23 protein-coding genes and 1 tRNA gene are annotated in these 26,735 nt (G+C 29.5%); 10 read left to right on the top strand and 14 right to left on the bottom strand.

Going from position 1 to position 26,735, the window contains the following annotated elements:
- The first annotated feature begins 288 nt into the window (after positions 1–288).
- Positions 289–2,907: a bifunctional acetaldehyde-CoA/alcohol dehydrogenase gene (adhE, locus tag EDD66_RS17335; RefSeq protein WP_123610857.1), complete on the top strand. Its 2,619-nt coding sequence runs from the start codon at positions 289–291 to the stop codon at positions 2,905–2,907.
- Between the two features lie 108 nt (positions 2,908–3,015).
- Here adhE and EDD66_RS17330 read toward each other — a convergent pair whose 3' ends face one another.
- From EDD66_RS17330 to rpmH, 14 genes are all read right to left on the bottom strand, one after another.
- Entirely contained in the window at positions 3,016–3,528 is a 513-nt protein-coding gene (locus EDD66_RS17330; RefSeq protein ID WP_123610856.1) for a DUF4446 family protein, read from the bottom strand.
- A 20-nt stretch (positions 3,529–3,548) separates the two neighbouring features.
- Positions 3,549–4,439: a ParB/RepB/Spo0J family partition protein gene (locus EDD66_RS17325; RefSeq protein ID WP_123610855.1), complete on the bottom strand. Its 891-nt coding sequence runs from the start codon at positions 4,437–4,439 to the stop codon at positions 3,549–3,551.
- Entirely contained in the window at positions 4,433–5,206 is a 774-nt protein-coding gene (locus EDD66_RS17320; RefSeq protein ID WP_123610854.1) for a ParA family protein, read from the bottom strand. The genes EDD66_RS17325 and EDD66_RS17320 overlap by 7 nt, the downstream gene beginning before the upstream one ends.
- Positions 5,207–5,635: 429 nt before the next feature.
- Positions 5,636–6,283: a response regulator gene (locus EDD66_RS17315; RefSeq protein ID WP_123610853.1), complete on the bottom strand. Its 648-nt coding sequence runs from the start codon at positions 6,281–6,283 to the stop codon at positions 5,636–5,638.
- Positions 6,280–7,392: a sensor histidine kinase gene (locus EDD66_RS17310; protein ID WP_123610852.1), complete on the bottom strand. Its 1,113-nt coding sequence runs from the start codon at positions 7,390–7,392 to the stop codon at positions 6,280–6,282. Before EDD66_RS17310 ends, EDD66_RS17315 begins: the two co-directional genes overlap by 4 nt.
- 255 nt (positions 7,393–7,647) lie before the next feature.
- Positions 7,648–8,106, bottom strand: a complete 459-nt coding sequence (locus EDD66_RS17305) for a GNAT family N-acetyltransferase (RefSeq protein WP_123610851.1) — start codon at positions 8,104–8,106, stop codon at positions 7,648–7,650.
- A 1-nt stretch (position 8,107) separates the two neighbouring features.
- Positions 8,108–8,833 (bottom strand): 16S rRNA (guanine(527)-N(7))-methyltransferase RsmG, encoded by a 726-nt coding sequence (gene rsmG / locus EDD66_RS17300; RefSeq protein ID WP_123610850.1) that lies wholly within the window; start codon positions 8,831–8,833, stop codon positions 8,108–8,110.
- Positions 8,834–8,865: 32 nt separating this feature from the next.
- On the bottom strand, positions 8,866–10,746 hold the full coding sequence (gene mnmG, locus EDD66_RS17295; protein ID WP_123610849.1) for a tRNA uridine-5-carboxymethylaminomethyl(34) synthesis enzyme MnmG: 1,881 nt from the start codon (positions 10,744–10,746) through the stop codon (positions 8,866–8,868).
- Positions 10,747–10,781: 35 nt separating this feature from the next.
- Positions 10,782–12,158 carry a tRNA uridine-5-carboxymethylaminomethyl(34) synthesis GTPase MnmE gene (gene mnmE / locus EDD66_RS17290; protein WP_123610848.1) on the bottom strand — a complete coding sequence of 459 codons (1,377 nt, stop codon included), beginning with the start codon at positions 12,156–12,158 and terminating at the stop codon, positions 10,782–10,784.
- Positions 12,159–12,311: 153 nt separating this feature from the next.
- On the bottom strand, positions 12,312–13,100 hold the full coding sequence (gene jag, locus EDD66_RS17285; protein ID WP_123610887.1) for an RNA-binding cell elongation regulator Jag/EloR: 789 nt from the start codon (positions 13,098–13,100) through the stop codon (positions 12,312–12,314).
- A 4-nt stretch (positions 13,101–13,104) separates the two neighbouring features.
- The gene (locus EDD66_RS17280; RefSeq protein ID WP_123610847.1) at positions 13,105–14,352 is read right to left on the bottom strand and encodes a YidC/Oxa1 family membrane protein insertase; all 1,248 of its coding nucleotides are present in this window, start codon (positions 14,350–14,352) and stop codon (positions 13,105–13,107) included.
- A gap of 17 nt (positions 14,353–14,369) precedes the next feature.
- Positions 14,370–14,582 carry a membrane protein insertion efficiency factor YidD gene (yidD, locus tag EDD66_RS17275; RefSeq protein WP_123610846.1) on the bottom strand — a complete coding sequence of 71 codons (213 nt, stop codon included), beginning with the start codon at positions 14,580–14,582 and terminating at the stop codon, positions 14,370–14,372.
- Complete coding sequence (rnpA, locus tag EDD66_RS17270; protein ID WP_123610845.1) at positions 14,582–14,932, bottom strand: ribonuclease P protein component; 351 nt, start codon at positions 14,930–14,932, stop codon at positions 14,582–14,584. The genes yidD and rnpA overlap by 1 nt, the downstream gene beginning before the upstream one ends.
- Positions 14,933–15,031: 99 nt before the next feature.
- Positions 15,032–15,166: a 50S ribosomal protein L34 gene (rpmH, locus tag EDD66_RS17265; protein ID WP_123610844.1), complete on the bottom strand. Its 135-nt coding sequence runs from the start codon at positions 15,164–15,166 to the stop codon at positions 15,032–15,034.
- A gap of 649 nt (positions 15,167–15,815) precedes the next feature.
- Here rpmH and dnaA point away from each other — a divergent pair.
- The 9 genes from dnaA (at position 15,816) to EDD66_RS17220 (ending at position 26,510) form a co-directional block, all read left to right on the top strand.
- On the top strand, positions 15,816–17,186 hold the full coding sequence (dnaA, locus tag EDD66_RS17260) for a chromosomal replication initiator protein DnaA (protein WP_123610843.1): 1,371 nt from the start codon (positions 15,816–15,818) through the stop codon (positions 17,184–17,186).
- Positions 17,187–17,446: 260 nt separating this feature from the next.
- Positions 17,447–18,559 (top strand): DNA polymerase III subunit beta, encoded by a 1,113-nt coding sequence (gene dnaN, locus EDD66_RS17255; RefSeq protein ID WP_123610842.1) that lies wholly within the window; start codon positions 17,447–17,449, stop codon positions 18,557–18,559.
- A 24-nt stretch (positions 18,560–18,583) separates the two neighbouring features.
- Positions 18,584–18,793, top strand: a complete 210-nt coding sequence (locus tag EDD66_RS17250) for an RNA-binding S4 domain-containing protein (RefSeq protein ID WP_123610841.1) — start codon at positions 18,584–18,586, stop codon at positions 18,791–18,793.
- A gap of 17 nt (positions 18,794–18,810) precedes the next feature.
- Positions 18,811–19,899: a DNA replication/repair protein RecF gene (recF, locus tag EDD66_RS17245; RefSeq protein WP_123610840.1), complete on the top strand. Its 1,089-nt coding sequence runs from the start codon at positions 18,811–18,813 to the stop codon at positions 19,897–19,899.
- Positions 19,900–19,970: 71 nt separating this feature from the next.
- Complete coding sequence (gyrB, locus tag EDD66_RS17240) at positions 19,971–21,881, top strand: DNA topoisomerase (ATP-hydrolyzing) subunit B (RefSeq protein WP_123610839.1); 1,911 nt, start codon at positions 19,971–19,973, stop codon at positions 21,879–21,881.
- A gap of 45 nt (positions 21,882–21,926) precedes the next feature.
- Positions 21,927–24,473: a DNA gyrase subunit A gene (gene gyrA, locus EDD66_RS17235; protein WP_123610838.1), complete on the top strand. Its 2,547-nt coding sequence runs from the start codon at positions 21,927–21,929 to the stop codon at positions 24,471–24,473.
- A gap of 222 nt (positions 24,474–24,695) precedes the next feature.
- The gene (locus EDD66_RS17230; protein ID WP_123610837.1) at positions 24,696–25,538 is read left to right on the top strand and encodes a fumarate hydratase; all 843 of its coding nucleotides are present in this window, start codon (positions 24,696–24,698) and stop codon (positions 25,536–25,538) included.
- Positions 25,539–25,684: 146 nt separating this feature from the next.
- Complete coding sequence (locus tag EDD66_RS17225) at positions 25,685–26,236, top strand: Fe-S-containing hydro-lyase (RefSeq protein ID WP_123610836.1); 552 nt, start codon at positions 25,685–25,687, stop codon at positions 26,234–26,236.
- A 186-nt stretch (positions 26,237–26,422) separates the two neighbouring features.
- A tRNA-Ser gene (locus tag EDD66_RS17220) sits at positions 26,423–26,510 on the top strand.
- Positions 26,511–26,735 lie beyond the last annotated feature (225 nt).

Below are 26,735 nucleotides of genomic sequence, written 5' to 3'. Positions count from 1 at the left end.
AATATCTTTTCTACATATTTACTTGTTTTATTAATTTATTTTGTACAATATTATACATATTACTATGTATACAAGAGAAATGTCAATTGTTTTGTTTATTTTGTATATAAATATTTTTTTTATTTATTAAATTTGTATATTTTTAAGATCGATTTTTAGCAAATTTTCTTTGACAAATATTTAACAGGTATGATATATTGTTATTGTAATCAAATTGTTAAATTTTTAACATTATTATATTGTTATCATTTCACTTATGGATTGATGAATTATAGGAGGATAATATTTATGGCAGAGAAAAAACAACCAACACCTCAAGAACATGTAAATAGCCTAGTTGAAAAAGCTCAAGTTGCATTACACGAGTTTCTAGAGTTAGATCAAGCTACCATTGATAACATAGTTCATGAAATGGCTCTTGCAGGACTTGCGAAACAACAAGTACTTGCGAAAATGGCAGTTGAAGAAACTGGCAGAGGAGTATACGAAGATAAAATAACCAAAAATATTTTTGCGACAGAATATATTTGGCATTCAATAAAATATCAAAAAACTGTAGGTATTATCGAAGATAATGATGAAGAAGATTATATGTTAGTAGCTGAACCTATTGGCATTGTTGCCGGTGTTACTCCGGTTACTAATCCTACTTCAACAACAATGTTTAAAATTATTTCTTGTATTAAGACACGAAATCCAATTATATTTGGTTTTCATCCAAGTGCACAGAAGTGTTCTACTGAAGCAGCTAAAACTTTATTAGATGCAGCAATTAAAGCTGGTGCCCCAGAAAACTGTATCCAATGGATTGAATATCCTTCTATCGAAGCAACATCCGTTCTTATGAATCATACAGGTGTTTCTTGTATTCTTGCAACAGGCGGTCCAGGAATGGTTAAAGCAGCATATTCATCAGGGAAACCTGCTCTTGGTGTAGGCCCTGGTAACGTACCTTGCTTTATTGATAAGACTGCTGTTCTAAAAAGAGCTGTAAATGATTTAGTATTATCAAAATCTTTTGATAATGGTATGATTTGTGCCTCTGAACAAGCAGCAATTATTGAAGAACCTGTTTATAAAGAAGTTATTGAATTAATGAAAAAAGCTGGCTGCTATTTTGCAACCAAAGAAGAAATTAAAAAGCTTGAACCAGTTGTTATTAATTTAGAAAAAATGGCAGTTAATCCAGACATCGTTGGTAAATCTCCTGCATATATTGCTAAATTAGCCGGATTTAGTATTCCGGAAGATACAAAGATATTATGTACTGAATTAGGCGGTGTTGGTGCTGATTACCCACTTTCTAAAGAAAAATTATCTCCTGTACTTGCAGTAGTAAAAGCTAAAGACGTCGAAGACGGTTTAAGGCTCTGTGAAGATATGCTGCATAATGGTGGTATGGGCCACTCATCTGTATTACATTCAACTGATGAAAAGGTTATTACAGAATTCTCTAATAGAATGAAGACAGGTCGTATTATCGTAAATTCACCTTCTACTCATGGTGCTATCGGCGATTTATATAATACCAATATGCCATCTCTTACGTTAGGCTGCGGATCTTATGGCGGTAACTCAACTACTCATAATGTATCTGCTGTTGATCTTGTAAATATAAAACGTGTGGCAAAAAGGAGAAATAATATGCAATGGTTTAAGATTCCAAACAAAATTTATTTTGAATCAGGCTCAACTGCTTATCTTCAAAAAATGCCGGGAATCTCAAAAGCTTTTATTGTAACAGATCCTTCTATGACACAATTAGGTTATGTAGATAAGATTCTATATCAGTTAAGAAAACGTGAAGAATATGTACATTGTGAAATTTTTGACCAAGTTGAACCAGATCCTTCTCTTGACACAATCAAAAGAGGGGTGGAATCAATGAACAAATTCCAGCCTGATGTTATTATTGCTTTAGGTGGCGGTTCTGCAATTGATGCTGCAAAGGGTATGTGGCTATTTTATGAACAACCAGATGCAGATTTTAAAAATATGTCACTTAAATTCTTAGATATCAGAAAGAGAGCTTACAAATTCCCTACTCTTGGACATAAGGCACAGCTTGTTGCTATACCTACAACATCTGGTACTGGATCAGAAGTAACATCATTTGCCGTTATTTCTGACAAGGAAGAAAACAAAAAATATCCATTAGCTGATTACGAATTAACTCCAGATGTTGCGATTATTGATCCGGATTTCGTTATGTCAGTTCCAAAAAAATCTACTGCATGGACAGGGATGGATGTATTAACCCATGCATATGAAGCTTATGTTTCTATTCTTGCTTCTGATTATACAGATGCACTTGCAATTCACGCAATTGAAATGGTATTTACTTATCTTAAGAGATCCTTTACAAATGGGGCAAGCGATCCTGTTGCTCGTGAAAAAATGCATAATGCATCAACAATTGCAGGTATGGCATTTACAAACGCATTCCTTGGAATCAACCATTCATTAGCACACAAACTAGGAGGAGAATTCCATGTACCTCACGGTTGTGCAAATGCTATTCTTTTACCACATGTAATCAGATACAATGGTGTTGCAAATCCTACTAAGTTTACTGCATGGCCAAAATACGAGAATTATATTGTTGGAGATAAAATTTTTGTTCTTATGAAGAAACTTGGATATAATCCAAAGAGCAATGATGATGCGGTTGAACAATTTGCTAAAATGGTTGAAGAATTAAATGAATATCTTGAAATACCAGCTACATTAAAAGAATATGGTATTAATGAACAAGACTTCTTATCTAAAGTTTCTCCACTTGCAGATTTAGCTTTTGGAGATCAATGTACAACTGCAAATCCTCGTTTACCATTAGTATCTGAATTAGAAGATATTTATAAAGTCGCATATTATGGTAAAGGAAATGTTCCTAAGAAAACTAAATAAATAGGTAATCTGATTAAATTTACAAAGTCCAATAATTTTATATAATTAGAATTACACTATATTAAATAAAGAGAGGTCAGCATACAGTATATGCTGACCTCTCTTTTATTACATATATTTTCTACTATTTTTTGCTTCTTCCAATGCTTGCTTTTCTTCTTCTGCCAATTGTACAAAAGATTCCCCTTTAATAACTTCTTTGATATAAGTATAACAACCTTCTCTACTGCTATGCATAGAATTAATAATAAATCCATTGTTTTCTTCATTTAACAGTGCAAGAGCAAAACTTAATTTACCACCCATTTCTTTAAATGCATCGTATTTTACAATTGCAGATTTTTGATAGGTAATCGATAATATTTCATCAATCTTTTTTAGATGAGTATTGATGATATTCGTTTCTTTTTTTAATTCATTAATCTCTTCAAATTTATCTAATACTATTCTTTCTATACTTTCACCACTTGTCCCCTGCATGAAACTTTTATATTTCCTATTTAATTTACTGTATTTAACATTACTGATAATTAATAATATTAATAACAAAAGTATAAAACTCATAATTCCAATTATAATATATGCACTATATAAATCTATTAACTCTAGATAATAATTCATTGCTGTTTTCTCCTCACTTCTTATTGTTCCATATTTTCAAACAAATCTATAATTCGTTCTAATTCTTCTTCAGAATAATATTCTATCTCTATTTTTCCTTTATTTTTTGACTTTTTATTAATGGTTACCTTCGTACCAATAATTCTTTTTATTTTTTCTTCTAAGTCTTTATAAATATATATACTATTATCTACTTCTTGTTTTTTACTAATTGGATTTTTGTTAAGATTTTTAATTAATTTTTCTGTTTCTCTCACGCTCAGTTTTTCATCAAAAATTTTTGTTGCTATATGGTATTGAACATCCCCATCCTCAATAGGAAGAATTGTTCTGGCATGTCCGCTGGATATCATATCATCTATTAGCATTTGCTGAACTCTTCTATCCAGTTTAAGCAATCTCATGGAGTTAGTAATTGCTGTTCTACTTTTTGAAACTCTTTCAGCCACCTCATCCTGCTTTAAGTTGAATTCGCTAATTAAATTTTGATATGCTATTGCCTCTTCAATAGGATTTAAATCTTCCCTTTGAATATTTTCAATTAAGGCTATTTCCATTATTTCTTGTGTTGTATAATTTTTGATAATTGCAGGAACTTTCTTCAATCCGGCTGCTCTGGCCGCTCTCCACCTACGTTCACCTGCTACTATCTCATAATATTTATCTTTTTTTTGGAGAATTAATGGTTGAATTATACCGTACTGTTTGATAGAATCAGCTAATTCGAGAATTCCATCTTCATTAAAATTCTTTCTTGGTTGAGATTTATTTGGTTCGATTTCATTAATATTTATTAATGTTTCACGTGAAACATTATTCGGTTCTGTTTTCTTCTCTTCTTTACTAATATTACCTATTTTTTCAGGAATCATCGAATCAAGGCCTTTACCTAATCCTCTTTTGGCTACCATTCTTTTTCTCCTCTCTCAATTACTTCATCTGCTAAATCACGATATCCTTCAGCACCTGCTGATTTAGGATCATATAAATTAATTGGAAGACCATGGCTTGGGGATTCCGCTAATCTTACATTCCTCGGTATAATCGTTTTATAGATTGCTTGTTTTAAGTTGTTTTTAACATTTTCTACAACTTGAAGAGATAAATTAGTCCTTGCATCATACATGGTAAATACGACGCCTTCTAATTCCAAGTTGGGATTTAGTCTTTCTCTGACCAGATTTATAGTATGTATTAATTGGGTGAGTCCTTCAAGAGCATAATATTCACATTGTATGGGTACTAATACTGTATCTGCTGTTGTCATTGCATTTACAGTTAATACATTCAATGAAGGAGGGCAATCTATGATAATAAATTCATAATCATCTCGTATCTTTTCAATTTTACCTTTTAATATAAATTCCCTTTCTTCTGTACCTATTAATTCAATCTCGGCTCCCGAAAGGTTTACATTAGATGGCAAAATAGATAGATTTTCAATTACATTAACCTGTAGGCAATCTTCAACCTCACATTGCCCAATAATTAATTCATATACTGTATTCTCTATTTTACTCTTATCTAATCCCAGACCACTAGATGTATTTCCCTGTGGATCTATATCTATTGTCAATACCTTTTTACCTTTTTCAGCTAAACAGGCAGATAAATTAATTGCCGTAGTTGTCTTTCCTACTCCACCTTTTTGATTTGCAATTGCTATGATTCTTCCCATTATATCCCCCCTCCTATTTATAGTTTTCTTTTATTTCTTTGTAGCTTGCAAAATACATTATATCACTATTCCGCCTATATATCTACTCATTAGAATTAAATTTGATAATAAATGTTATAAACTATATGTTTTTATTTCTATTAAATAATGAGTTATAGAATATATATGTAAGTAATATTCTATTTAACCTATATGTTTCACGTGAAACATTTTATTTTAATGAAAATCACTTGTATTATCTCATTGTAGATATATACTTCATAACTAAAATAGAACTATAATCTATAATAGTGAAATATTGAAGTTTTCTTATTCTTAAATTATAAACTTTTTTGTTTGGCATAATCACTTTTTATTAATAAGGATTTATTTTATAAAATAAAAAGGTATAATGTTTCACGTGAAACATTATACCTTTAAATATACTAATTACAAAATATCAACTATATTATTCTTTATTGCATAAACTGCAGCTTGAGTCCTGTCTGAAACATTGATTTTCTTAAAAATATTAGAAATATGATTTTTCACTGTTTTTTCGCTTATATCCAATTTATAAGCTATTTCTTTATTTAGCAATCCTTCAGATAATAACTCTAATACTTGAAGTTCTCTTTTTGTAAGTAAATCAGATTCCCTTGCTTTAATTTCTGCTTTTTTTCTTAAACTTTCTTTTAAAAGAGGAGTCAGGTTTGGTTGTATATATGTTTCTCCATTATATACCGCACATATTGCTTTTTTAAGATCAGCGGAATCAGAATCTTTCAATACATATCCATTTACTCCAATGTTTACAGCTTTTATTAAATATTCTACTTCATTATGAATTGTAAGTATGAGAATTTTAACTTTAATTAAGTTAGCTTTGATTTTCTCAAGTACTTGTAAACCATTCATATTAGGCATATTGATATCTAATAATAAAACATCAGGAATTGTATGTTTTAACATTTCTAAACACTCTATTCCATCTCTTGCTTCTCCTATTACTTTTATTTCTCCATCAATCTCTAAAAGCTGTTTAATTCCTTCTCTAACTACATTGTGATCATCTACTATAGCTATATTAATATTCATTCTTTATCCTCCATATAAGAATTCATAGGTATATCAATATTAAGTTTTGTTCCTTGATTCTTGTTCGATTCTATATGAATTTGTCCTGATAATAAATATACTCTTTCTTTCATAATAGATAATCCAAAATTAGAGTTTGTCATATATTTCTCTTTCAGTTGATTGGTTATATCAAAGCCCATCCCATCATCTTCTATTGAAAGATTGATATTAGACTCGTTATAAGTTAAATGAATCTTTATAGTATTGGCATTTGCATGTTTTAATACATTATTGCAAGCCTCTTGGATAATTCTAAATAGAGTAAAATTGATAATTGAATAAATATTATTTTCATCCTTCAAATAAGTAAATATTATCTTTATATCATTATTATTCATTATTTGTTCTATATATCTTTCAACTGTTGGAATTAATCCTAAATCATCTAAAGACATAGGACGCAAATTAAATATTATCTCTCTCATATCATTAATTGTTGTTCGAATAGTCTTTTTCATAATTTCTAATTCAAGTTTCGTTCTTATATTATCTATGTCCACATATTTTGAGCATAATTCAGTTTTGTGAATTAAACTAGTAAGGTTTTGAACAGTTGAATCATGTAGGTCCCTGGCAATACGTTTTCTTTCTAACTCTTGTGTATTTAAAATTTGAATACCTTTATAGATATCCTTTTTATTATCACTTTTCTCAACATGAGTTATATTAGAAACAGACTTACAATTTTGATTAATTACATCTTCTAACATCATGATATAATTTTTAACTTTACTTATATTTTCTTTATTTCTATTAAGGCGCTCAATTTCTTCCATACATTCATTGAGTTGTAGTTTGTATAAAGAGACTTCAGATTTTAACTTTTCTTTTTGATTTAATACACTTTTATCCATTGGAGAAAATAAATTATAATTTTCATTCTCATTCACAAATGTAATATCTAAATCATCCTGCAAATTATTTATATTCATTGTTGTTTCATCTGCTTTTAACTTCAAAACACTTGACTCATTTGAAAAATAATCTGCTATTTCATTTAAATATGATTCCATTTTTTTAGAATTTTCTCTAATATTGTCGTTTATTGTAATATCGTCTTTACCCATTATACCCTAAATCCTCATAATTTAATTATTAACAAATATATCAACTATATATATATTACAACAAATTCGAAGAATTTGGAAGATAAATAGTAAAAATATTTATTTTTGTTAATAAATACAAATTAATAGTAAAAAAATGATGTTTTTACAATTTTTGACCATATTTTTCCTTTTCCTGTACCTGTCGACATTTTTTGATATTAAAAATATGTTCTTTTCTTACCATTTCCTATCATCATTTTTTAATAAGAAAACTTATCCTTGTTTTCGACATTTTTTTAGTAAATCTTCCTGACATATTTTTAACTTTATAAAAACATGTTCATTGTTATTTATATCATTTCCATATATTCTGAAACCTATTTTTTTAAAAAATAATTCTAATTCTGGCGGTGAATATACAACTACTTCTTCACTGCCTAATATAAATGCTTTATCAATGAGCATTCTTACAATAAAATCTCCATATCCTTTTCCTTGTTCTTCTTCTAAAACAGCTATTTCATCAATATAATATACTTGTTTCTCTGAATGTACTCTTCCTGTTGCAACAGGCCTGTCATCAGCATAAACTACAGCATGAACTGAGCTTTCGTCCATATTATTTTTATCTGTATTTTTAGGATAATATTCCTTGTTATGAAGAACTTTCTCTCTTATTTTTATTAACTCCGATAAATCATCTGTAAAATATAAGTATTTTCCTTGTATCATATTAATCCCCCATAATCGGTTCTTTTTGTGGTTTTCCTGCAGATCTTGGATATTCTTTTGGTGTTGCCTTTTCTTTACTTATAACTACCAGTGATCTTTCAATATCTGTTCCTGGTATAATAAAAGTATCAACTTTTTCTAAGTTACCGCCAAAAACTTTAATTGCTTTTTTAGAGATATTAATTTCTTCATTGATATTTCCTGATTTATAAGGTATAAACTTACCTCCCTTTTTTATAAAAGGGAGACAATATTCAGATAATGTAGAAAGATTTGCTACCGCCCTTGATACACATAAATCAAATTTCTCTCTATACAAAGGATCATTTCCATAATCCTCTGCTCTTCCATGAATTGTCCTAATATTATTCAGGTTTAACTTTAGAATAACTTCATCTAAAAACTTAATTCTTTTATTTAAGGAATCTAGAAGTATAATTTCTAAATTAGGATATGCAATTTTAAGAGGAATTCCAGGAAAACCGGCACCCGTACCTAAATCTAAAATACTATATGGTTCTTTTAAATCACATATTCTATTTAATATTAATGAATCAATAAAATGCTTATAAACTACCTCTTTAAATTCTGTAATAGCGGTAAGATTCATTACTTTATTTTTTTCAATAAGTAAATCATAATAAGTTAATAATTGATCTATCTGATTTTGACTTAATTCAATGTTTATTTTTCTTAACTCGTTAATTAACATATTAGCATCTTTCATAATCTTACCACCTATCTTTATTTCTATAGATTTCATCCTCGTTTTAATTGTTCCATATAAACTAATAGTACTGAAATATCTGCAGGAGAAACACCTGAAATTCTTGAAGCCTGTCCTATAGATAAAGGTCTGATCCGGGCCAATTTTTGTTTTGCCTCTAATCGTAAACTTTGAATATTTTCGTAGTCAATATCTTCAGGAATTATCTTATTTTCTAATTTCTTAAAGTGTTCTGCCTGTTTTAATTGTCTTTTAATATATCCATCATATTTTATATTAATATTAACTTGTTCAATAACTTCTTCCGATAATTCAGGTCTTTTATTATCTATAGGTGCTATTAGATAATAATCCAATTCAGGTCTCTTCACCAATTCAGCTAAAGTAGTTCCTGTTTTAAGAAGTGTGCTATCTAAAGATTCTAATAATTTCTGAACTTCTTTCGTTGCACCTATATTGGTATTCTCTAAACGAATAATTTCTTCTTCAATTTGCTTTTCTTTTAAAATAAGATTATCATATCGTTTTTGATCGATTAATCCTGCTTGATATCCAATCTTAGTAAGTCTTAGATCAGCATTATCTTGTCTTAATATTAAACGATATTCGGCCCGGGAAGTCATCATTCGATATGGTTCATGATTTTCTTTTGTAACTAGATCATCAATTAGTACACCTATATAAGCTTCAGAGCGATTTAATACAATCGGATCTTTATTAAGAATTGATAAGGATGCATTTATACCAGCGATTAATCCTTGTGCAGCTGCCTCTTCATATCCTGAACTTCCATTAAATTGTCCTGCACTATATAAACCATGGATATTTTTAAATTCTAATGTGGCTTTTAACTGATTAGGATTAATACAATCATATTCTATAGCATATGCATTTCTTACTATTTTAGCATTTTCTAATCCAGCAACGGATCGATACATATTATATTGAACATCTTCCGGAAGGGAACTGGACATACCTCCAACATACATTTCATTTGTATAATTACCTTCTGGTTCAATAAATACCTGGTGTCTCTCTTTATCTGAAAAACGCACTACTTTATCTTCGATAGAAGGACAATATCTTGGTCCTGTTCCTTTAATATCTCCGCTATATAATGGAGAACGATTAATATTCGCTCTAATAATTTCATGAGTTGTCTCATTTGTATATGTTAACCAACAAGATACCTGTTCTTTTTTTATATCTTCCTGCTTATTAGTAAATGAAAATGGTACGATATTCTCATCTCCTAATTGTTCCTCCATCTTACTAAAATCAATGGATCTTTTATCAATTCTGGCTGGTGTCCCGGTTTTAAAACGGTACATCTCAATACCAAGGTTTTTTAAAGAATCTGTTAGAAATTTAGCTGAGGATAAACCATTAGGTCCTGTATAATTACTTACATCTCCATACACACATCTTGCATTTAAATAAGTTCCTGTTGTTAAAATAACTGCCTTACAGGGATATATCGCTCCTGAATATGTTTTAACTCCTGTTATTCTATTATCTTCAATTAATATTTCTACAATTTCTGCCTGCTTTAAAGTAAGATTTGGCGTATTTTCAAGAGTGAGTCTCATTTCTCTGCTATAATCCTGTTTATCTGCCTGAGCACGCAAAGAGTGAACTGCAGGGCCTTTCGACTGGTTTAACATCTTTGACTGAATATATGTCTTATCAATATTTTTACCCATTTCACCGCCCAACGCATCTATTTCTCTTACTAAATGTCCCTTTGAACTACCCCCGATATTTGGATTACATGGCATTAAAGCAATACTGTCCATACTAACTGTAAAGCAAATAGTATTTAATGATAACCTGGCGCATGCCAATGCTGCCTCACATCCTGCATGACCAGCTCCAACTACAACTACATCATAATCTTCATAAATATATGACATTACATTTCCTCTTTTCCCTCTAAAAAACACATTTACTATTTACCCATACAAAATTCATGAAAGATTTTATTAACTAAGTCATCTTCTACAGATTCTCCTATAATATGACCAAGCTCTTCATATGCATTCATTAAATCAATAGAATAGAAATCTTCTGGCATATTATCTTCTATACTTTTTTCCACCTGCTCCAAACTATTAATACTTTCTTTTAATGCTTCTTTATGTCGTATATTTGTTATATATACTTCATCATTAAATGATATCTCTCCATTAAAAAACATATCTTTTAATAAATTTTCTAAAATATCAATTCCTTTATTTTCTTTCGCTGAAATTAAAACAATAGGCTGTGTCAAATATTTTCTCAAATCTTCTTCCCTTGTTATAATATCTAAATCCGTTTTATTCAATAAAATAATCGCTTTTTTATCTTTTATCATTTCTATGATTTCCCGATCATTTTTATCAAGGGTAGTTGAACCATCGACTACATATATAATAAGGTCCGCAAAATTTGCAAAACTCTTCGCTTTATCAACACCAATTTTTTCAACAACATCTTCTGTATCTCTTATTCCCGCCGTATCAACAATATTTAAGCTAATTCCATTAATATTTATGGATTCTTCCAATGTATCTCTTGTTGTTCCGGCAATATCTGTTACAATCGCTCTTTCATCTCCAACAAGAATATTTAATAAAGAAGATTTTCCTGCATTTGGTTTCCCTAGTATAACAGTCTTTATACCTTCTTTTAAGATTCGTCCATTATCAGCAGAATCTAGAAGTCTCCTTAATTCTTTTTGATTATCATTTATATGAATTAATAGTTCTTCACTAAAATACTCTAAACTAATATGTTCAGGATCATCTAAAGCTGCTTCAATATAAGCTATATCATGTAAGATATTCTCTCTGATATCTTTTACCTTAGTCAGTATATTTCCTTTTAATTGATTCATGGCATTATTTAAGGCATACTCGTTTTTGGAATTAATAATATCTATTACAGCCTCTGCCTGTGACAAATCAATCCTTCCATTTAAAAAAGCTCTTTTTGTAAATTCTCCTGGTTCTGCAGCTCTTGCTCCATATTTTAATACTGTTTCCAAAATTCTTTTTGTTACTGTTACTCCGCCATGACAATCTATTTCAACAATATCTTCCCTTGTATAACTATTTGGTCCCTTCATTATTAATACCAGAACTTCATCTATAGTAATTGATCCATCAATGATATATCCATAATGAATCGTATGGCTGTTGGCTTTTTTAATATCTTTATCTTTGTTCTTCGGTTTAAATATTTTACTAATAATATCAATCGCTTCACTGCCACTTATTCTAACAATACTAATACCAGCATTACTCATAGCGGTCGCTACTGCAGCAATTGTCTCTGTTCTCATAAAATTTCCTCCAAACTAAATAAAATCAATCTGTACTGCTTTTATTTAGCATAATATATAAATAGCCGATAGAAATATTTCCATCGGCCATTTTCATATCGCTATCCCTTAATAATATAATTATTCTAATATCTAATAATTTAAAATTAATGATTAATCATTGTTTCTTTCTACTTGAGCATATTTTACATTATCATCTGTATTATTAAAATATGATTTTTCTTTATTACTTTCTTTTGAATAATTATTATCTCTTTTATAACTACGATTATAGTCTTTATTATAACTTTTATTTGTATTACTCTTATAACTGTTTGCTGTTTTCTTTAAAGTTACTACAACTCTTCTAAAAGGTTCTTCACCTTCACTATGTGTTTCCACAAATTTATCATTTTGCAAAGCTGAGTGAATTACTCTTCTTTCATAAGGATTCATTGGTTCTAAAGAAACCGCTCTTTTTGTTCTTTTTACTTTAAAAGAAATGTTTTTAGCAAGATTTTCAAGAGTTTCTTTTCTTCTTTCCCTGTAATTTTCTGTATCAATTTTTACTTTAAGATAACTATTACTTTCCTTATTAACTACAAGACTTGTTAAATATTGAAGTGAATCTAATGTTTGTCCTCTTTTACCAATAAGAATGCCCATATCTTCACCGCTTATATCAATATCAATAGATCCATTTTCTTCATCATAAACAATATCTATTTTAGAATCAATATTCATAGCTTTAAAAAGTTTTTCTAAAAAAGTTCTTGTAATACCTTCTATTGTATTTTTAGTTCTAACTCTGATTTTAGCTGGCTTACTAAAGAAACCTAAAATTCCATTTGTTTCTTTTTCAATCACTTCATATTCAATTTTATCACTGGTTGTGTTCATTTCTATCAGAGCTTCTGTTAATGCTTCATCCACTGTCTTAGCTGAATATACGACCCAATCCATCATATTATTTATCCCCCTTATCGGTTTTATCCCTGTTAAGCAGGTTAGCATTTGCTGCTATACTTCCTTTCTTAAAGGATACATTACTATTTTTATTGGAAGATTCATTATTTGTTTTCAAGTTTGCATAACTTGCAGTTTTACTTGATACATTTGTTGTTTCTGAAATTGATTTTGTTTGTTTTTTTGCTAAATCTTCTAATGATGCATCAGGACTAACACCAAGTTTCGCTTTTTTCTTCTTCGCTTTTTCTACATTCTTAGCAATTAATTCATTTACATCAACTTTTTCCATGTATTTACTAATAAAAAACTGTTGAATAATTTGGAATACACTACCTGCTACCCAGTATAGGCCAACACCAATAGGTAATGATATACAAAATACACCTGACATAATAGGCATTACTGTATTCATTGTTTTCATTGTATTTGCAGTAGGATTATTAGGATCCACCGGTGTTTGTGTTTCCATTTGTTTTCCCTGTATAAATTGGAATGCCATAGCAAAAATAGGAACTAAAATTCCCGGCCAGGTAAGCCCTGGTTTATCTGCAATATTTAAGCCACCTAAAAAACTATTAAGTTTAATTATTTCTGCTGAATTTGTTTGGATTACTTCTGTAATATTAGGAAATTTACTTGTTAATTCCTGCCAAGTTCCTCTTTGGAATTGTGATAATATATCAATTACATGATTTGTTGAAAGTTTACTTATATCATCCCACTTAGATGTCTGTATACTAAATTCTTTAGCAAAATCCATCATAACTGGACTATAACCACTGATTCCTTGAATACCTGAAGCTATATTTTCATATAATCCATAAATAGAGTCAACATATGCCGGTATATTATAGATTACTCTATAAAGAGCAAACATAATTGGTAATGTAATTAACATTGGAAGACAGCCGCTTGTTGGACTAGCTCCATATTTCTGATAGACTGCCTGAGTCTCTAACTGTTGTTTTTTTAATGAAGCTTCATCTTTTTTACCTTTATATTTTGCCTGAATGGCAGTTAATTCCGGATTCATTAATGATGATAACTTTGAAAACTTCTGTTGTTTAATTGTTAAAGGTATCATTAAAGCCCTTACAATAAAAGTAAATAAAATAATACTTAAACCTGCATTTGCTATATGAAATATATCTAAAAATTCATATATCATATTTAGTATAATACCCAAAATTCTCGCAATTGGCCCTAATATTGGACCACTATACTGAGTTAAAAATACATTAAACAATTACATTTCCTCCTTATTTATGGAACCGGATCATATCCACCTTTTGCAAATGGATGACATCTAAGTACTCTTTTTATTGCTAAATAGGTTCCTTTTATTACACCATATTTTTCTAATGCTGTTATTGCATATGAAGAGCAGGTAGGCACATAAATACAAGAAGGCCTTCCCTTTAAAGGAGATATAAATCTTCTATACATTTTAATTAAAAATATCAAAAATCGTTTCATTACGACATCATCATCTCTTTTAAAATTTTATGGATTTTTCCCAAATGTATGAGTGCATTACTAATCTCATTGTAACTTCTACCTTTTGCTCCTGATCTGGCAACTACTACTATGTCTAAACCACTATTAAACATATTCTCATTCAACCGATAACTTTCTCTTACTAATCTGGTAATTCTGTGTCTTACCACACTGTTTCCGACTTTTTTACTTACGGATACACCTAATCTGTTCCTGTCCAGCCCATTTTTTTGTACATACATAACTAAATATTTGTTTGCATATGATCTTCCGTTATTATATACATTACGAAAATCACTATTACTTTTAATTGATTCTGACAACTTCAAAATCTCCTGATTATTTTACTTCAAATGTTATTCTGTTCATTAAAATTAATTAATATAAAACCTTTTGTTGAGAGAAGAAAAGGTCACAGTTAATGCGACCTAAGCTGATAATTTATTTCTTCCTTTTGCTCTTCTTCTAGCTAATACTTTTCTACCATTAGCAGTACTCATTCTAGATCTGAAACCATGAACCTTAGCTCTTGATCTTTTCTTAGGTTGGAATGTCATTTTCATTACGAGGGCACCTCCTTATTAATACCAAACTATATATAGTTAAGCGTATTTAGTCTATTTTATTAAAATATCACGCTCTATTATATTAGTATTATCCCATTTCGTCAAGTAATTCTTGTCAATTTAATTTTATTTTATAATTATACAATCTTTAAAATTTAGATTAATTAGAAATAAATAAAATTATCTATTTATAAATCCTTACTATTTCTAATTAGTTTATTAGCCCTATATGATTATTCTGTTAGTTATGAATGATTTCTATTAATTTATATGGATATAAATTAATTTAATCCCGTCCTTAATATCCACAATTATACATTCAAACAATTCATTCACATGTTGAAAATTTGACTTATCCACAAATTGTTGATAAATTGTGGATAAGTTTTTTAATTAATGTTAATTATTAAAACAATATGTAAAATTTCATTAATATTTTAGTAATTTGAATATTGTTTATCTTTTTGATAATTTATACACATATATGTTGATGTAAGGCTTAATGTTGTGGATAATCAAATCGATTTTTTCTAACTTTCTATTATATAAACAAAGTTATCAACAAGAACTAATAATAACCATTGAAAATTCCACAATTATGTTATAATATATATTTATATGAAAATTTATAATTAGGGGGATTATGATGAAAAACATAATTCAAGAAAAATGGGATGAGATATTAGAAGCCCTTAAGAATGAACATGATATTTCAGATGTTTCTTTTCGTACTTGGTTATTACCACTAAAAGTATATTCTGTATCTGATGATATTATTACAATAATGATTGATGATAAATTAATTGGTTCAGATAGTATCAATTTCATAAAGCGTAAATATGGATTACCCCTTAAGGTAGCAATTGAAGAAATTACAAATCTAAATTATGAATTAGATTTTATTCTTGAAAGTGCTACTTCTAATATAGAAGTTAAAAATGAAGTATCACCAAAGAAAGAAATTACAAAAAAGAATCCTTATCCCTTTCTTAACCCAAGATATACATTTGACACTTTTGTAGTAGGAACAAATAATAACCTTGCACACGCTGCTTCATTAGCAGTAGCCGAATCACCAGCTGAAGTTTATAATCCTTTGTTCATTTATGGTGGTGTTGGACTTGGTAAGACTCATTTAATGCATTCAATAGCACATTTTATATTAGAACATAATCCTAAAGCAAAAGTATTATATGTTACCAGTGAGCAATTTACCAATGAGTTGATTGAATCTATCCGTAATCGTAATGAAAATTCCTCTACCGCTGAGTTTAGGGAAAAATATAGAAATATTGATGTTCTGCTTATTGATGATATTCAATTTATAATAGGAAAGGAAAGTACACAGGAAGAATTTTTCCATACTTTTAATACCTTACATGAATCCAAAAAACAAATAATCATATCATCTGATAAACCTCCAAAAGATATTGAAACTCTCGAAGATCGTTTACGCTCTCGTTTCGAATGGGGACTTACCGTTGATATTCAATCTCCAGATTATGAAACAAGAATGGCAATTCTAAAGAAAAAAGAAGAATTAGATGGATTATCCATAGATAATGAAGTTATGAAATATATTGCCACAAATGTAAAATCTAATATTAGAGAATTAGAAGGAGCCTTGACTAAAATCGTTGCACTTTCAAGGCTTAAGAAAAGAGAAGTTAATGTTGAATTAGCAGAAGAAGCTTTAAAAGATTTAATTTCACCTAATAACCAGAAAAATATTACTGCAGAACTTATTATGGAGATTGTTTCAGAACATTTTAATATTACAGTTCCTGATTTATGTTCTACGAAAAAGAGTAGAAATATAGCATATCCAAGACAAATGTGTATGTATCTATGCCGTAGCTTAACTGAATTATCCCTTTCTGATATTGGAAAAAAGCTTGGAAATAGAGATCATACCACAGTTCTCCATGGTATTGATAAAGTTACAAAAGATATCCAAAAGGATAGCCAGCTGCAAAATACTGTAGAAGTATTAAGTAAAAAAATAAGTCCTCAATAGCTTTAAATTTTATTCACATTTAGTTGTTGATATTCTGTTGTTTTTGTGTGTAATTTTTTATTTTTTGAAATTCATTGTGAATAACTTGATATTTACATATAAAAAAATTAAAACTTGTTCACATGGTTATTCTTAAATTAAAGTAGCTTATTAACTAACTTAATAACACTTATCAACAAATTAACACCCCCTACTACTGCTTCTACTAAATTTTTATTATTTATATACTAAAAATACCTCGAAGGGAGTTATACACAATTATGAAAATAATATGTCAAAAAAATGATTTATTAAATAGTGTTAATATAGTTTTAAAAGCAATACCATCCAGAACAACAATGCCTATATTAGAATGCTTGATTATTGATGCCAAATCTGGTGTAATCAAATTAATATCTAATGATATGGAACTTGGAATCGAAACTATAGTTAAAGGTAATATTTTAGAGAATGGGATTATTGCAATTAATGCAAAAGTATTTTCTGAAATTATTCGAAAACTACCAGATAATGAAGTAACAATTGAAACAGATAGTAATTATAAGGCTACCATTACTTGTGAGAAGGCTAATTTTAATATATCAGGAAAAGCAAGTGAGGAATTTCCTTTCTTACCAAATATTCAGAAAGATAAAAATATTACAATATCTCAATTTTCATTAAAAGAAATAATAAGACAAACTGTATTTTCTATTTCTGATAATGAAAGCAATAAAATTATGACAGGTGAATTATTCGAGATTAATGAGGATGAATTAAAAGTAACCTCTTTAGATGGACATAGAATTTCCATCCGTAATATAAAATTAAAAGATAATTATGATAATATAAAAGTGATTGTTCCTGGTAAAACTTTAAATGAAGTGAGTAAAATCTTATCGGGTGAAATTTCTGATCAGGTTAATTTATTCTTTACTGATAAACATATATTATTTGAATTTGATGATACTGTTGTTTTATCCAGATTAATAGAAGGTGAATTTTATAAAATAAGCCAGATGCTCTCCAATGACTATGAAACTAAGTTAACAATTAATAAAAAAGAATTTTTAAGTTGTATTGACAGAGCTACTCTTTTAATTAAAGAAAATGAGAAAAAGCCTATTATTATTAATATTACAGATAATAATATGGAATTAAAAATTAATTCTAATATTGGATCGATGAATGAAGATATTGATATCAAAAAAGAAGGAAAAGATATATTAATAGGATTTAATCCACGTTTTTTAATAGATGCTCTAAAAGTTATTGATGACGAAGAAGTTGATATTTATTTATTTAATCCAAAAGCACCTTGTTTTATAAAGGATAAAGAGGAAACGTATATATATTTAATATTACCAGTGAACATTAATGCAAATATTAACTAGTGTGAAAAGGACGTGTTTCAAATTATGGAAACAATAAAATTAAGAGATGAATATATTAAACTTGGACAGGCTTTAAAAGCAGCTGGACTGGTAGGTTCAGGTGTTGATGCTAAAATGGTCATTCAAGACGGTTTAGTTAAAGTAAATGGACAAGTTGAATACCAAAGAGGAAAAAAACTAGTTGATGGTGATATTGTAGAATATGAAAATGAGCAGATTAAAATAACAAAATAGAAAAAACAGGTGTTAAAATGATCATAAAATCTCTTGAGTTAAGTGATTATAGAAATTACGAAAAATTATCGATGCAATTTAATAATGGGACAAATATATTGTATGGTGATAATGCTCAAGGCAAGACTAATATTCTTGAATCAATATATCTATGTGGAACAACAAAATCTCATAAAGGCAGTAAAGATAAAGAAGTGATAAAAATTCAAAAAGAAGAAGCTCATATAAGAATTTTTATAGAAAAAAAAGAGATAATCCACAAGATAGATATGCACTTAAAAAAGAATAAAGCAAAAGGTGTAGCCATTGATGGGTTGCCAATTAAAAAATCAAGTGAATTATTTGGTATGGTCAATTTAGTATTTTTTTCACCTGAAGATTTAAGTATAATTAAAAATGGTCCAAGTGAAAGAAGAAGATTTATTGATTTAGAATTATGCCAGTTAGATAAAGTTTATTTGTATAATCTGACAAAATATAATAAAATAGTTAATCAGCGAAATAATTTATTAAAACAAATAAGTTTTAATAAATCATTATTGGATACACTAAACATATGGAATATCCAATTATTGGAATATGGAAAAAAAATAATTAAACGGCGCTCTGAGTTTATCGAAGAGTTAAATCAAATTGTTTTTGATATACATAGAAAGCTAACTGGAGACAAAGAAGAATTAATAATAAAATATGAACCTAACGTCATATTGGATAATTTTGAAAATAAACTTAAAAAATTTGAAAATAAAGATATAGAATTAAAAACAACAAATGTGGGGCCTCACAGAGATGATATGTGTTTTATTATAAGTGATAATGATATTAGACGTTTTGGTTCCCAAGGTCAACAAAGAACTTCAGCGTTATCATTAAAACTTGCAGAAATTGAATTAGTAAAAAATACAATCAATGAAAATCCTATCCTTTTGTTGGATGATGTTCTATCAGAACTTGATAGAAACAGGCAGAATCACTTATTAAACAGTATAGATGGAATCCAGACGATTATTACTTGTACTGGTCTTGAAGAGTTTATAAATAATCGATTTCAGATTAATAAAATCTTTAAAGTGATTGAAGGAACAGTAATAAATGAAAAAAGATAATAAAATTATATTAATTTCATAATGAATGAGATTAATATAGCCATATAGATTTTACAAATAGGAGGATATATATGAGTACAGAATATGGTGCAGATCAGATTCAGATATTAGAAGGTTTAGAAGCTGTTAGAAAAAGACCAGGTATGTATATTGGCAGTACTTCAACAAAAGGATTACATCATTTAGTATATGAGATAGTAGATAATGCCGTAGATGAAGCATTAGCAGGATTTTGTGATACTATTGATATTACAATTAATAAAGATAATTCCATCACTGTAATTGATAATGGACGTGGGATACCTGTTGGTATTAATCACAAATCCGGGCTTTCAGGAGTTGAGGTTGTATTTACAATACTCCATGCCGGTGGTAAATTTGGTGGAGGAGGATACAAGGTATCCGGTGGACTTCATGGAGTTGGTGCATCCGTAGTGAATGCATTATCTGAATGGCTGGAAGTAGTTGTATTTCAAGATGGGAAAAAGCATTATCAAAGATACGAAAGAGGTAAGGTAATAAAAAAACTGGAAGTAATAGGTGAAACGGATAAAGTTGGTACCCAGGTAACTTTTTTACCAGATAAAGAAATATTTGAAGAAACTATTTATGACTATGAAATATTAAAACAAAGATTGAGAGAGATGGCTTTCCTTACAAAAAATATTAAAATAGTTCTAAGGGATGACAGGGAAGAAGAGCAAAAAGTAAAAGAATTCCACTATGAAGGTGGAATCAAAGAATATGTGGAATACCTTAACAGACATAAGGATCCAATTTATGATAGTATTATTTATTGTGAGGGTAAAAAAGATGAGGTGTATGTAGAAGTTGCATTGCAACACAATAGTTCATACACAGAAGGTTGTTATAGTTTTGTAAATAATATTACAACACCTGAAGGTGGAACTCATCTTGCAGGATTTAAAAATGCTTTAACAAAAACTTTTAATGACTATGCCAGAGGACAAAAATATTTAAAAGAAAATGAAGCAAACCTTTCTGGTGAAGACATCAGAGAAGGTCTTACTGCAATTATAAGTATAAAAATACCAGAACCTCAATTTGAAGGCCAAACAAAACAAAAACTTGGTAATAGTGAAGCCAGGGGAGCAGTTGATAGCGTAGTAAGTGAACAACTTACTTATTTTCTGGAACAAAATCCTAATGTTGCTAAAATGATATGTGAAAAAGCAATTTTAGCTCAAAGAGCAAGAGATGCAGCCAGAAAAGCAAGGGATTTAACAAGGAGAAAAACGGCTCTTGATAGTATGACTCTTCCTGGAAAATTAGCAGATTGTTCAGATAAAGATCCTAAAAATTGTGAAATTTATATTGTTGAAGGTGATTCTGCAGGTGGCAGTGCTAAAACTGCAAGATCTAGAGCAACTCAGGCTATCTTACCTCTTAGAGGTAAGATTCTTAATGTAGAAAAATCACGTCTTGATAAAATACTTGTAAATAATGAAATAAAAGCTATGATTACTGCTTTTGGTACGGGGATTTCAGAAGATTTTGATATTACAAAATTAAGATATCATAAAATTATAATTATGACAGATGCGGATGTAGATGGTGCCCATATAAGTACTTTACTACTCACATTCCTTTACCGTTTTATGCCAGAATTAATAAAAGAAGGATATATATATTTAGCTCAGCCACCTTTATACAAAATAGAGAAGAATAAAACAGTAAAATATGCTTATAGTGATGAAGAATTAAATAAAATTTTGACTGAACTAGGCAGAGATGGTAATAACAAAATTCAACGTTATAAAGGTTTAGGGGAAATGGATGCAGAACAATTATGGGAAACGACCATGGATCCAGAAAGAAGAGTTCTTCTTCGTGTAACCATAGATGAAGAAGAATCATCTGAAATTGATTTAACTTTTACAACATTAATGGGAGATAAAGTTGAACCAAGACGTGAATTTATTGAAGCAAATGCAAAGTACGTTAAAAATTTAGATATATAGTATATGGGAATTTTTAATTAAGCCAAGAAAACCGGAGGAATATAAATGGACGAGAATATCTTTGATAAGGTTCATGAGGTCGATTTGAAAAAGACAATGGAAACATCATATATTGATTATGCCATGTCAGTAATCGCCGCACGTGCCCTTCCTGATGTAAGAGATGGATTAAAACCAGTTCAAAGAAGAATATTATATGCAATGATAGAATTGAATAATGGACCGGACAAACCACATCGTAAATGTGCACGTATTGTTGGTGATGCAATGGGTAAATATCATCCTCATGGAGATAGTTCTATTTATGGAGCATTGGTAAATTTAGCCCAGGAATGGTCTACAAGGTATCCACTAGTTGATGGACATGGTAACTTTGGTTCTGTAGATGGTGATGGTGCAGCTGCGATGCGTTATACAGAAGCACGTCTGAGTAAGATATCTATGGAATTGTTATCTGATATCAACAAGAATACAGTAGATTTTATTCCAAACTTTGATGAAACAGAGAAAGAGCCAGTTGTACTTCCATCCAGATTTCCAAATCTTTTAGTAAATGGGACCTCTGGTATTGCTGTTGGTATGGCTACTAATATACCTCCTCATAATTTACGTGAGGTTATTAATGCTGTCGTAAAAATTATAGATAATAACATTGAGGAAAATCGTGATACTGACATTGAAGAATTATTAGAGATTGTGAAAGGTCCGGATTTTCCTACAGGTGCAACAATATTAGGTACCAGGGGAATTGATGAAGCATACAGAACTGGACGAGGTAAGATAAGAGTAAGAGCAGTAACAGATATTGAAGCAATGCCAAATGGAAAAAACAGAATTATTGTTACTGAATTACCTTATATGGTCAATAAGGCAAGATTGATTGAAAAGATTGCTGAATTAGTTCGTGATAAAAAGATTAATGGAATTACTGAACTTAGAGATGAATCTAATCGTACAGGAATGAGAATATGCATTGAACTAAGAAGAGATGCCAATGCAAATGTTATACTAAATCAATTATATAAACATACTCAATTACAAGATACTTTTGGTGTTATTATGTTAGCACTGGTAAATAATGAACCAAGAGTTTTAAATTTACATCAGATGTTAGATTATTATCTAAAACATCAGGAAGAAGTAGTAACCAGAAGAATCCAGTATGATTTAAATAAAGCAGAAGAAAGAGCTCATATATTAAAAGGCTTAATGATTGCTCTTGATAATATTGATGAAGTCATTCACATTATCAGATCATCAGCGAATGTTTCTATTGCAAAAATAAGTTTAATGGAACGTTTTGGATTAGATGATGTACAAGCACAAGCAATAGTGGATATGAGACTTCGTGCTTTAACGGGATTAGAAAGAGAAAAACTTGAAACAGAATTAAAAGAACTTATGGAAAAAATAGCAGAATACAAAGCAATTCTAGCAGATCGTAAGAAACTTTTAGCAGTAATAAGAGAAGAAATAATTATAATTCGTGATAAATTTGGTGATGACAGAAGAACATCTATTGGATTTGATGAATTCGATATCTCAATGGAAGACTTAATACCAAAAGAAAATACCGTAATTGCTATGACAAGACTTGGTTATATTAAGAGAATGACAATTGATAATTTTAAGAGTCAGCATCGTGGCGGCAAAGGTATTAAGGGTATGCAGACAATCGAAGAAGATTTTATCGAAGATCTTTTAATGACAACGACTCATCATTATATTATGTTTTTTACTAATAAAGGAAGGGTATATCGATTAAAAGCGTATGAAATTCCGGAGTCTGGAAGAACTGCAAGAGGAACTGCGATTGTGAATCTTCTTCAGTTATTACCAGAAGAAAGGATTACTGCTATCATACCGTTAAGAGAATATCAGGAAAACAGATACCTATTTATGGCAACGAAAAAGGGTATTGTGAAAAAGACTCCTATTAAAGATTATGAAAATATTAGAAAGTCTGGTCTTCAAGCAATTAACTTAAGAGAAGACGATGATTTAATTGAAGTAAAATCAACCAATAATAAGAAAGATATTATTTTGGTAACGAAATATGGACAATGTATCCGATTTAATGAAAAGGATGTCAGATCTACCGGTAGAACATCTATGGGTGTTATTGGTATGAATATAGTTTCAGGTGATGAGATTATTGGAATGCAGCTGGATACACAAGGAGATTATTTATTATTTGTATCTGAAAAAGGTATGGGAAAACGCACAAAAATAGACGAATTTACAGTGCAGCATAGAGGTGGTAAAGGTGTTAAATGTTATAAGATCACTGAAAAGACAGGATATGTTGTAGGAGTAAAAGTAGTAAATGATGATAATGAAATAATGATTATAACTACAGAAGGAATCATCATTAGATTGGCAGTTGGTGATATATCAGATCTTGGCAGAATTACTTCCGGTGTTAAATTAATTAATTTAAATCCAGACGTATCCGTAGCAAAATTCACTAAAGTCAGAGAAAGTGAAAATAAATCAGAAGATGAATTAATTCAAAATCTTGAAAAGGAATTAGAAGAGGAAGATATAAATAATGAAATAGTAATTCCTTCAAATGATGATAATCTTCTCTAATTTAAAATCTATAGTAATATAGTTTATAAAAGATTCTTATTTGAATTTTATAATCTTTTATATTACAATTTTAAATAAAATTATAATAGAGTGGTATTAAATCTATTGTTTTAATTAAGAAAATCAGCCTTAATAAACTTAGATATAATACCACTCTATTCTTAAATACTAAGGAAGCTATTTAATATAATATTTTAGTATAACAATTACAGGAGAGTAAAAATGAGAATTATAGATGCAGAACATATAACACAAAATATCAAAGAAATGTGTATAGAAGCAAATTATTTTTTATCAAAAGATGTTGAATCGGCTATTATTGAATCTTATGCCAAAGAAAAATCTACTCTAGGAAAGCAAATATTAAATCAATTGGAAACAAATATTAAAATAGCAAAAGATGAACAGATACCAATTTGCCAGGACACGGGAATGGCTGTTGTATTTATGAATATTGGTCAGGATATCCATATCAAAGGCTTGGACATTGAAGCTGCGATTAATGAAGGTATCAGGCAAGGATATAAAGAAGGTTATCTTAGAAAATCAATTGTAAAGGATCCTATAGAAAGAGAAAACACAAAAGATAATACACCAGGAGTCATTCATTATAATATTGTACCAGGTGAAAAAGTTGAAATTGTTGTAGCTCCAAAAGGATTCGGCAGTGAAAATATGAGTAAAGTATTTATGCTAAAACCCTCAGATGGAATTGAAGGAGTAAAAGAAGCTGTGATTGAAACAGTAAAAAATGCGGGACCAAATGCCTGTCCTCCTATGGTTGTTGGAGTAGGAATCGGAGGTAATTTCGAAAAATGTACCTACTTAGCAAAAAAGGCACTGACAAGAGATTTAAATAAACATTCAGAAATTAAACATATTAGAGATACAGAAGAAGAATTATTAATAAAATTAAATAAATTAGGTATTGGACCGGGAGGACTAGGGGGAAACACTACAGTTCTAGGAGTCAACATTGAGACCTATCCAACACATATAGCCGGTTTGCCAGTGGCAGTCAATATTTGTTGTCATGTTAATAGACATGTAAGAAGAATTATATAAATAAATCAAATATTAGTTTAGTATTATTTTATTAGAGATAAAGGTATCAGGATTATTGTTATATTTATAGATACTTTTAATTTATACTAAAGAAGTAATAAATTAAATTAATAATGTGCATAATATTATGGAAAAGAGGAAAAAAAGTGGATAAATATATTAATTCTCCAATAAATGAAGAAATAACTAAAAACTTAAAAGCTGGGGATTATGTTTATATTACAGGAATTATATACTCTGCTAGAGATGCCGCTCATAAAAGAATGTATGATTCTATGATAAAAGGAGAAAAACCGCCATTTGAATTAAAAGATAATATTATATATTATCTAGGTCCTACTCCTGAAAGAGAGGGACAGGTGATTGGATCAGCCGGACCTACTACAAGTAGTAGAATGGACAAATACTCACCTCTTTTGCTGGATCATGGAATAAAAGGTATGATAGGAAAAGGAAAAAGAAACAAAGAAGTTATAGATTCTATTATTAAAAATAACGGAGTATATTTTGCAGCTGTAGGTGGGGCAGGTGCCTTACTTTCTAAATGCATCGTAAGTTCTAAAGTGATAGCATATGATGACTTAGGTACAGAAGCAATTAGAGAATTATATGTAAAAGATTTTCCTGTTATTGTTGTGAATGATTGTGAAGGTAATAATCTTTATGAAACAGCTCCAAGAGAATTTTGTGAAAATTAGAAACGCAGGAATATAGGTGATATAGACATATTTCAACAATATAACTTATTATTTACTGATTATATATTGCTATTTTTTGAAAAAATTAAAAAAATAGCAATAAAGTCATTGACAAGTAAAACTTGTTTTGATATACTAATCCTTGCGTTTGACGCATAAATAAATATTGAACTAAAGTTCAGTGATGGAGAAATACTCAAGAGGCTGAAGAGGCGCCCCTGCTAAGGGTGTAGGTCGTTTGCGCGGCGCGAGGGTTCAAATCCCTCTTTCTCCGTAGTTTGTAACATTTTAATAGACTAATAATTAAGTAATAATTAGTAATAAAAAAAGTGTTGACAAACAAAGATGTATATAGTATTATATATATTGCTGACGCGCCAGAGAGCCTGTCAGAGGAACACAAAGAACATTGATAACTAAACAGTGAAACAACCCTGAAAATTCTAAAAAGACAAAGCCTCCGGGCTGAGTTAAAAATGAATTTCAGTAATTGAATTTA

Source organism: Mobilisporobacter senegalensis (assembly GCF_003752155.1).
GTDB lineage: Bacteria > Bacillota > Clostridia > Lachnospirales > Lachnospiraceae > Mobilisporobacter > Mobilisporobacter senegalensis.
Note: the sequence above shows the minus strand (reverse complement) of the source record. Positions and strands in the feature narration are given on the sequence as shown.

Coding starts and splice junctions, on each gene's coding strand:
- adhE (WP_123610857.1), top strand. CDS start 289: ATGGCAGAGAAAAAACAACCAACACCTCAAGAACATGTAAATAGCCTA.
- EDD66_RS17330 (WP_123610856.1), bottom strand. CDS start 3,528: ATGAATTATTATCTAGAGTTAATAGATTTATATAGTGCATATATTATA.
- EDD66_RS17325 (WP_123610855.1), bottom strand. CDS start 4,439: ATGGTAGCCAAAAGAGGATTAGGTAAAGGCCTTGATTCGATGATTCCT.
- EDD66_RS17320 (WP_123610854.1), bottom strand. CDS start 5,206: ATGGGAAGAATCATAGCAATTGCAAATCAAAAAGGTGGAGTAGGAAAG.
- EDD66_RS17315 (WP_123610853.1), bottom strand. CDS start 6,283: ATGAATATTAATATAGCTATAGTAGATGATCACAATGTAGTTAGAGAA.
- EDD66_RS17310 (WP_123610852.1), bottom strand. CDS start 7,392: ATGGGTAAAGACGATATTACAATAAACGACAATATTAGAGAAAATTCT.
- EDD66_RS17305 (WP_123610851.1), bottom strand. CDS start 8,106: ATGATACAAGGAAAATACTTATATTTTACAGATGATTTATCGGAGTTA.
- rsmG (WP_123610850.1), bottom strand. CDS start 8,833: ATGAAAGATGCTAATATGTTAATTAACGAGTTAAGAAAAATAAACATT.
- mnmG (WP_123610849.1), bottom strand. CDS start 10,746: ATGTCATATATTTATGAAGATTATGATGTAGTTGTAGTTGGAGCTGGT.
- mnmE (WP_123610848.1), bottom strand. CDS start 12,158: ATGAGAACAGAGACAATTGCTGCAGTAGCGACCGCTATGAGTAATGCT.
- jag (WP_123610887.1), bottom strand. CDS start 13,100: ATGGATTGGGTCGTATATTCAGCTAAGACAGTGGATGAAGCATTAACA.
- yidD (WP_123610846.1), bottom strand. CDS start 14,582: ATGAAACGATTTTTGATATTTTTAATTAAAATGTATAGAAGATTTATA.
- rpmH (WP_123610844.1), bottom strand. CDS start 15,166: ATGAAAATGACATTCCAACCTAAGAAAAGATCAAGAGCTAAGGTTCAT.
- dnaA (WP_123610843.1), top strand. CDS start 15,816: ATGAAAAACATAATTCAAGAAAAATGGGATGAGATATTAGAAGCCCTT.
- dnaN (WP_123610842.1), top strand. CDS start 17,447: ATGAAAATAATATGTCAAAAAAATGATTTATTAAATAGTGTTAATATA.
- EDD66_RS17250 (WP_123610841.1), top strand. CDS start 18,584: ATGGAAACAATAAAATTAAGAGATGAATATATTAAACTTGGACAGGCT.
- recF (WP_123610840.1), top strand. CDS start 18,811: ATGATCATAAAATCTCTTGAGTTAAGTGATTATAGAAATTACGAAAAA.
- gyrB (WP_123610839.1), top strand. CDS start 19,971: ATGAGTACAGAATATGGTGCAGATCAGATTCAGATATTAGAAGGTTTA.
- gyrA (WP_123610838.1), top strand. CDS start 21,927: ATGGACGAGAATATCTTTGATAAGGTTCATGAGGTCGATTTGAAAAAG.
- EDD66_RS17230 (WP_123610837.1), top strand. CDS start 24,696: ATGAGAATTATAGATGCAGAACATATAACACAAAATATCAAAGAAATG.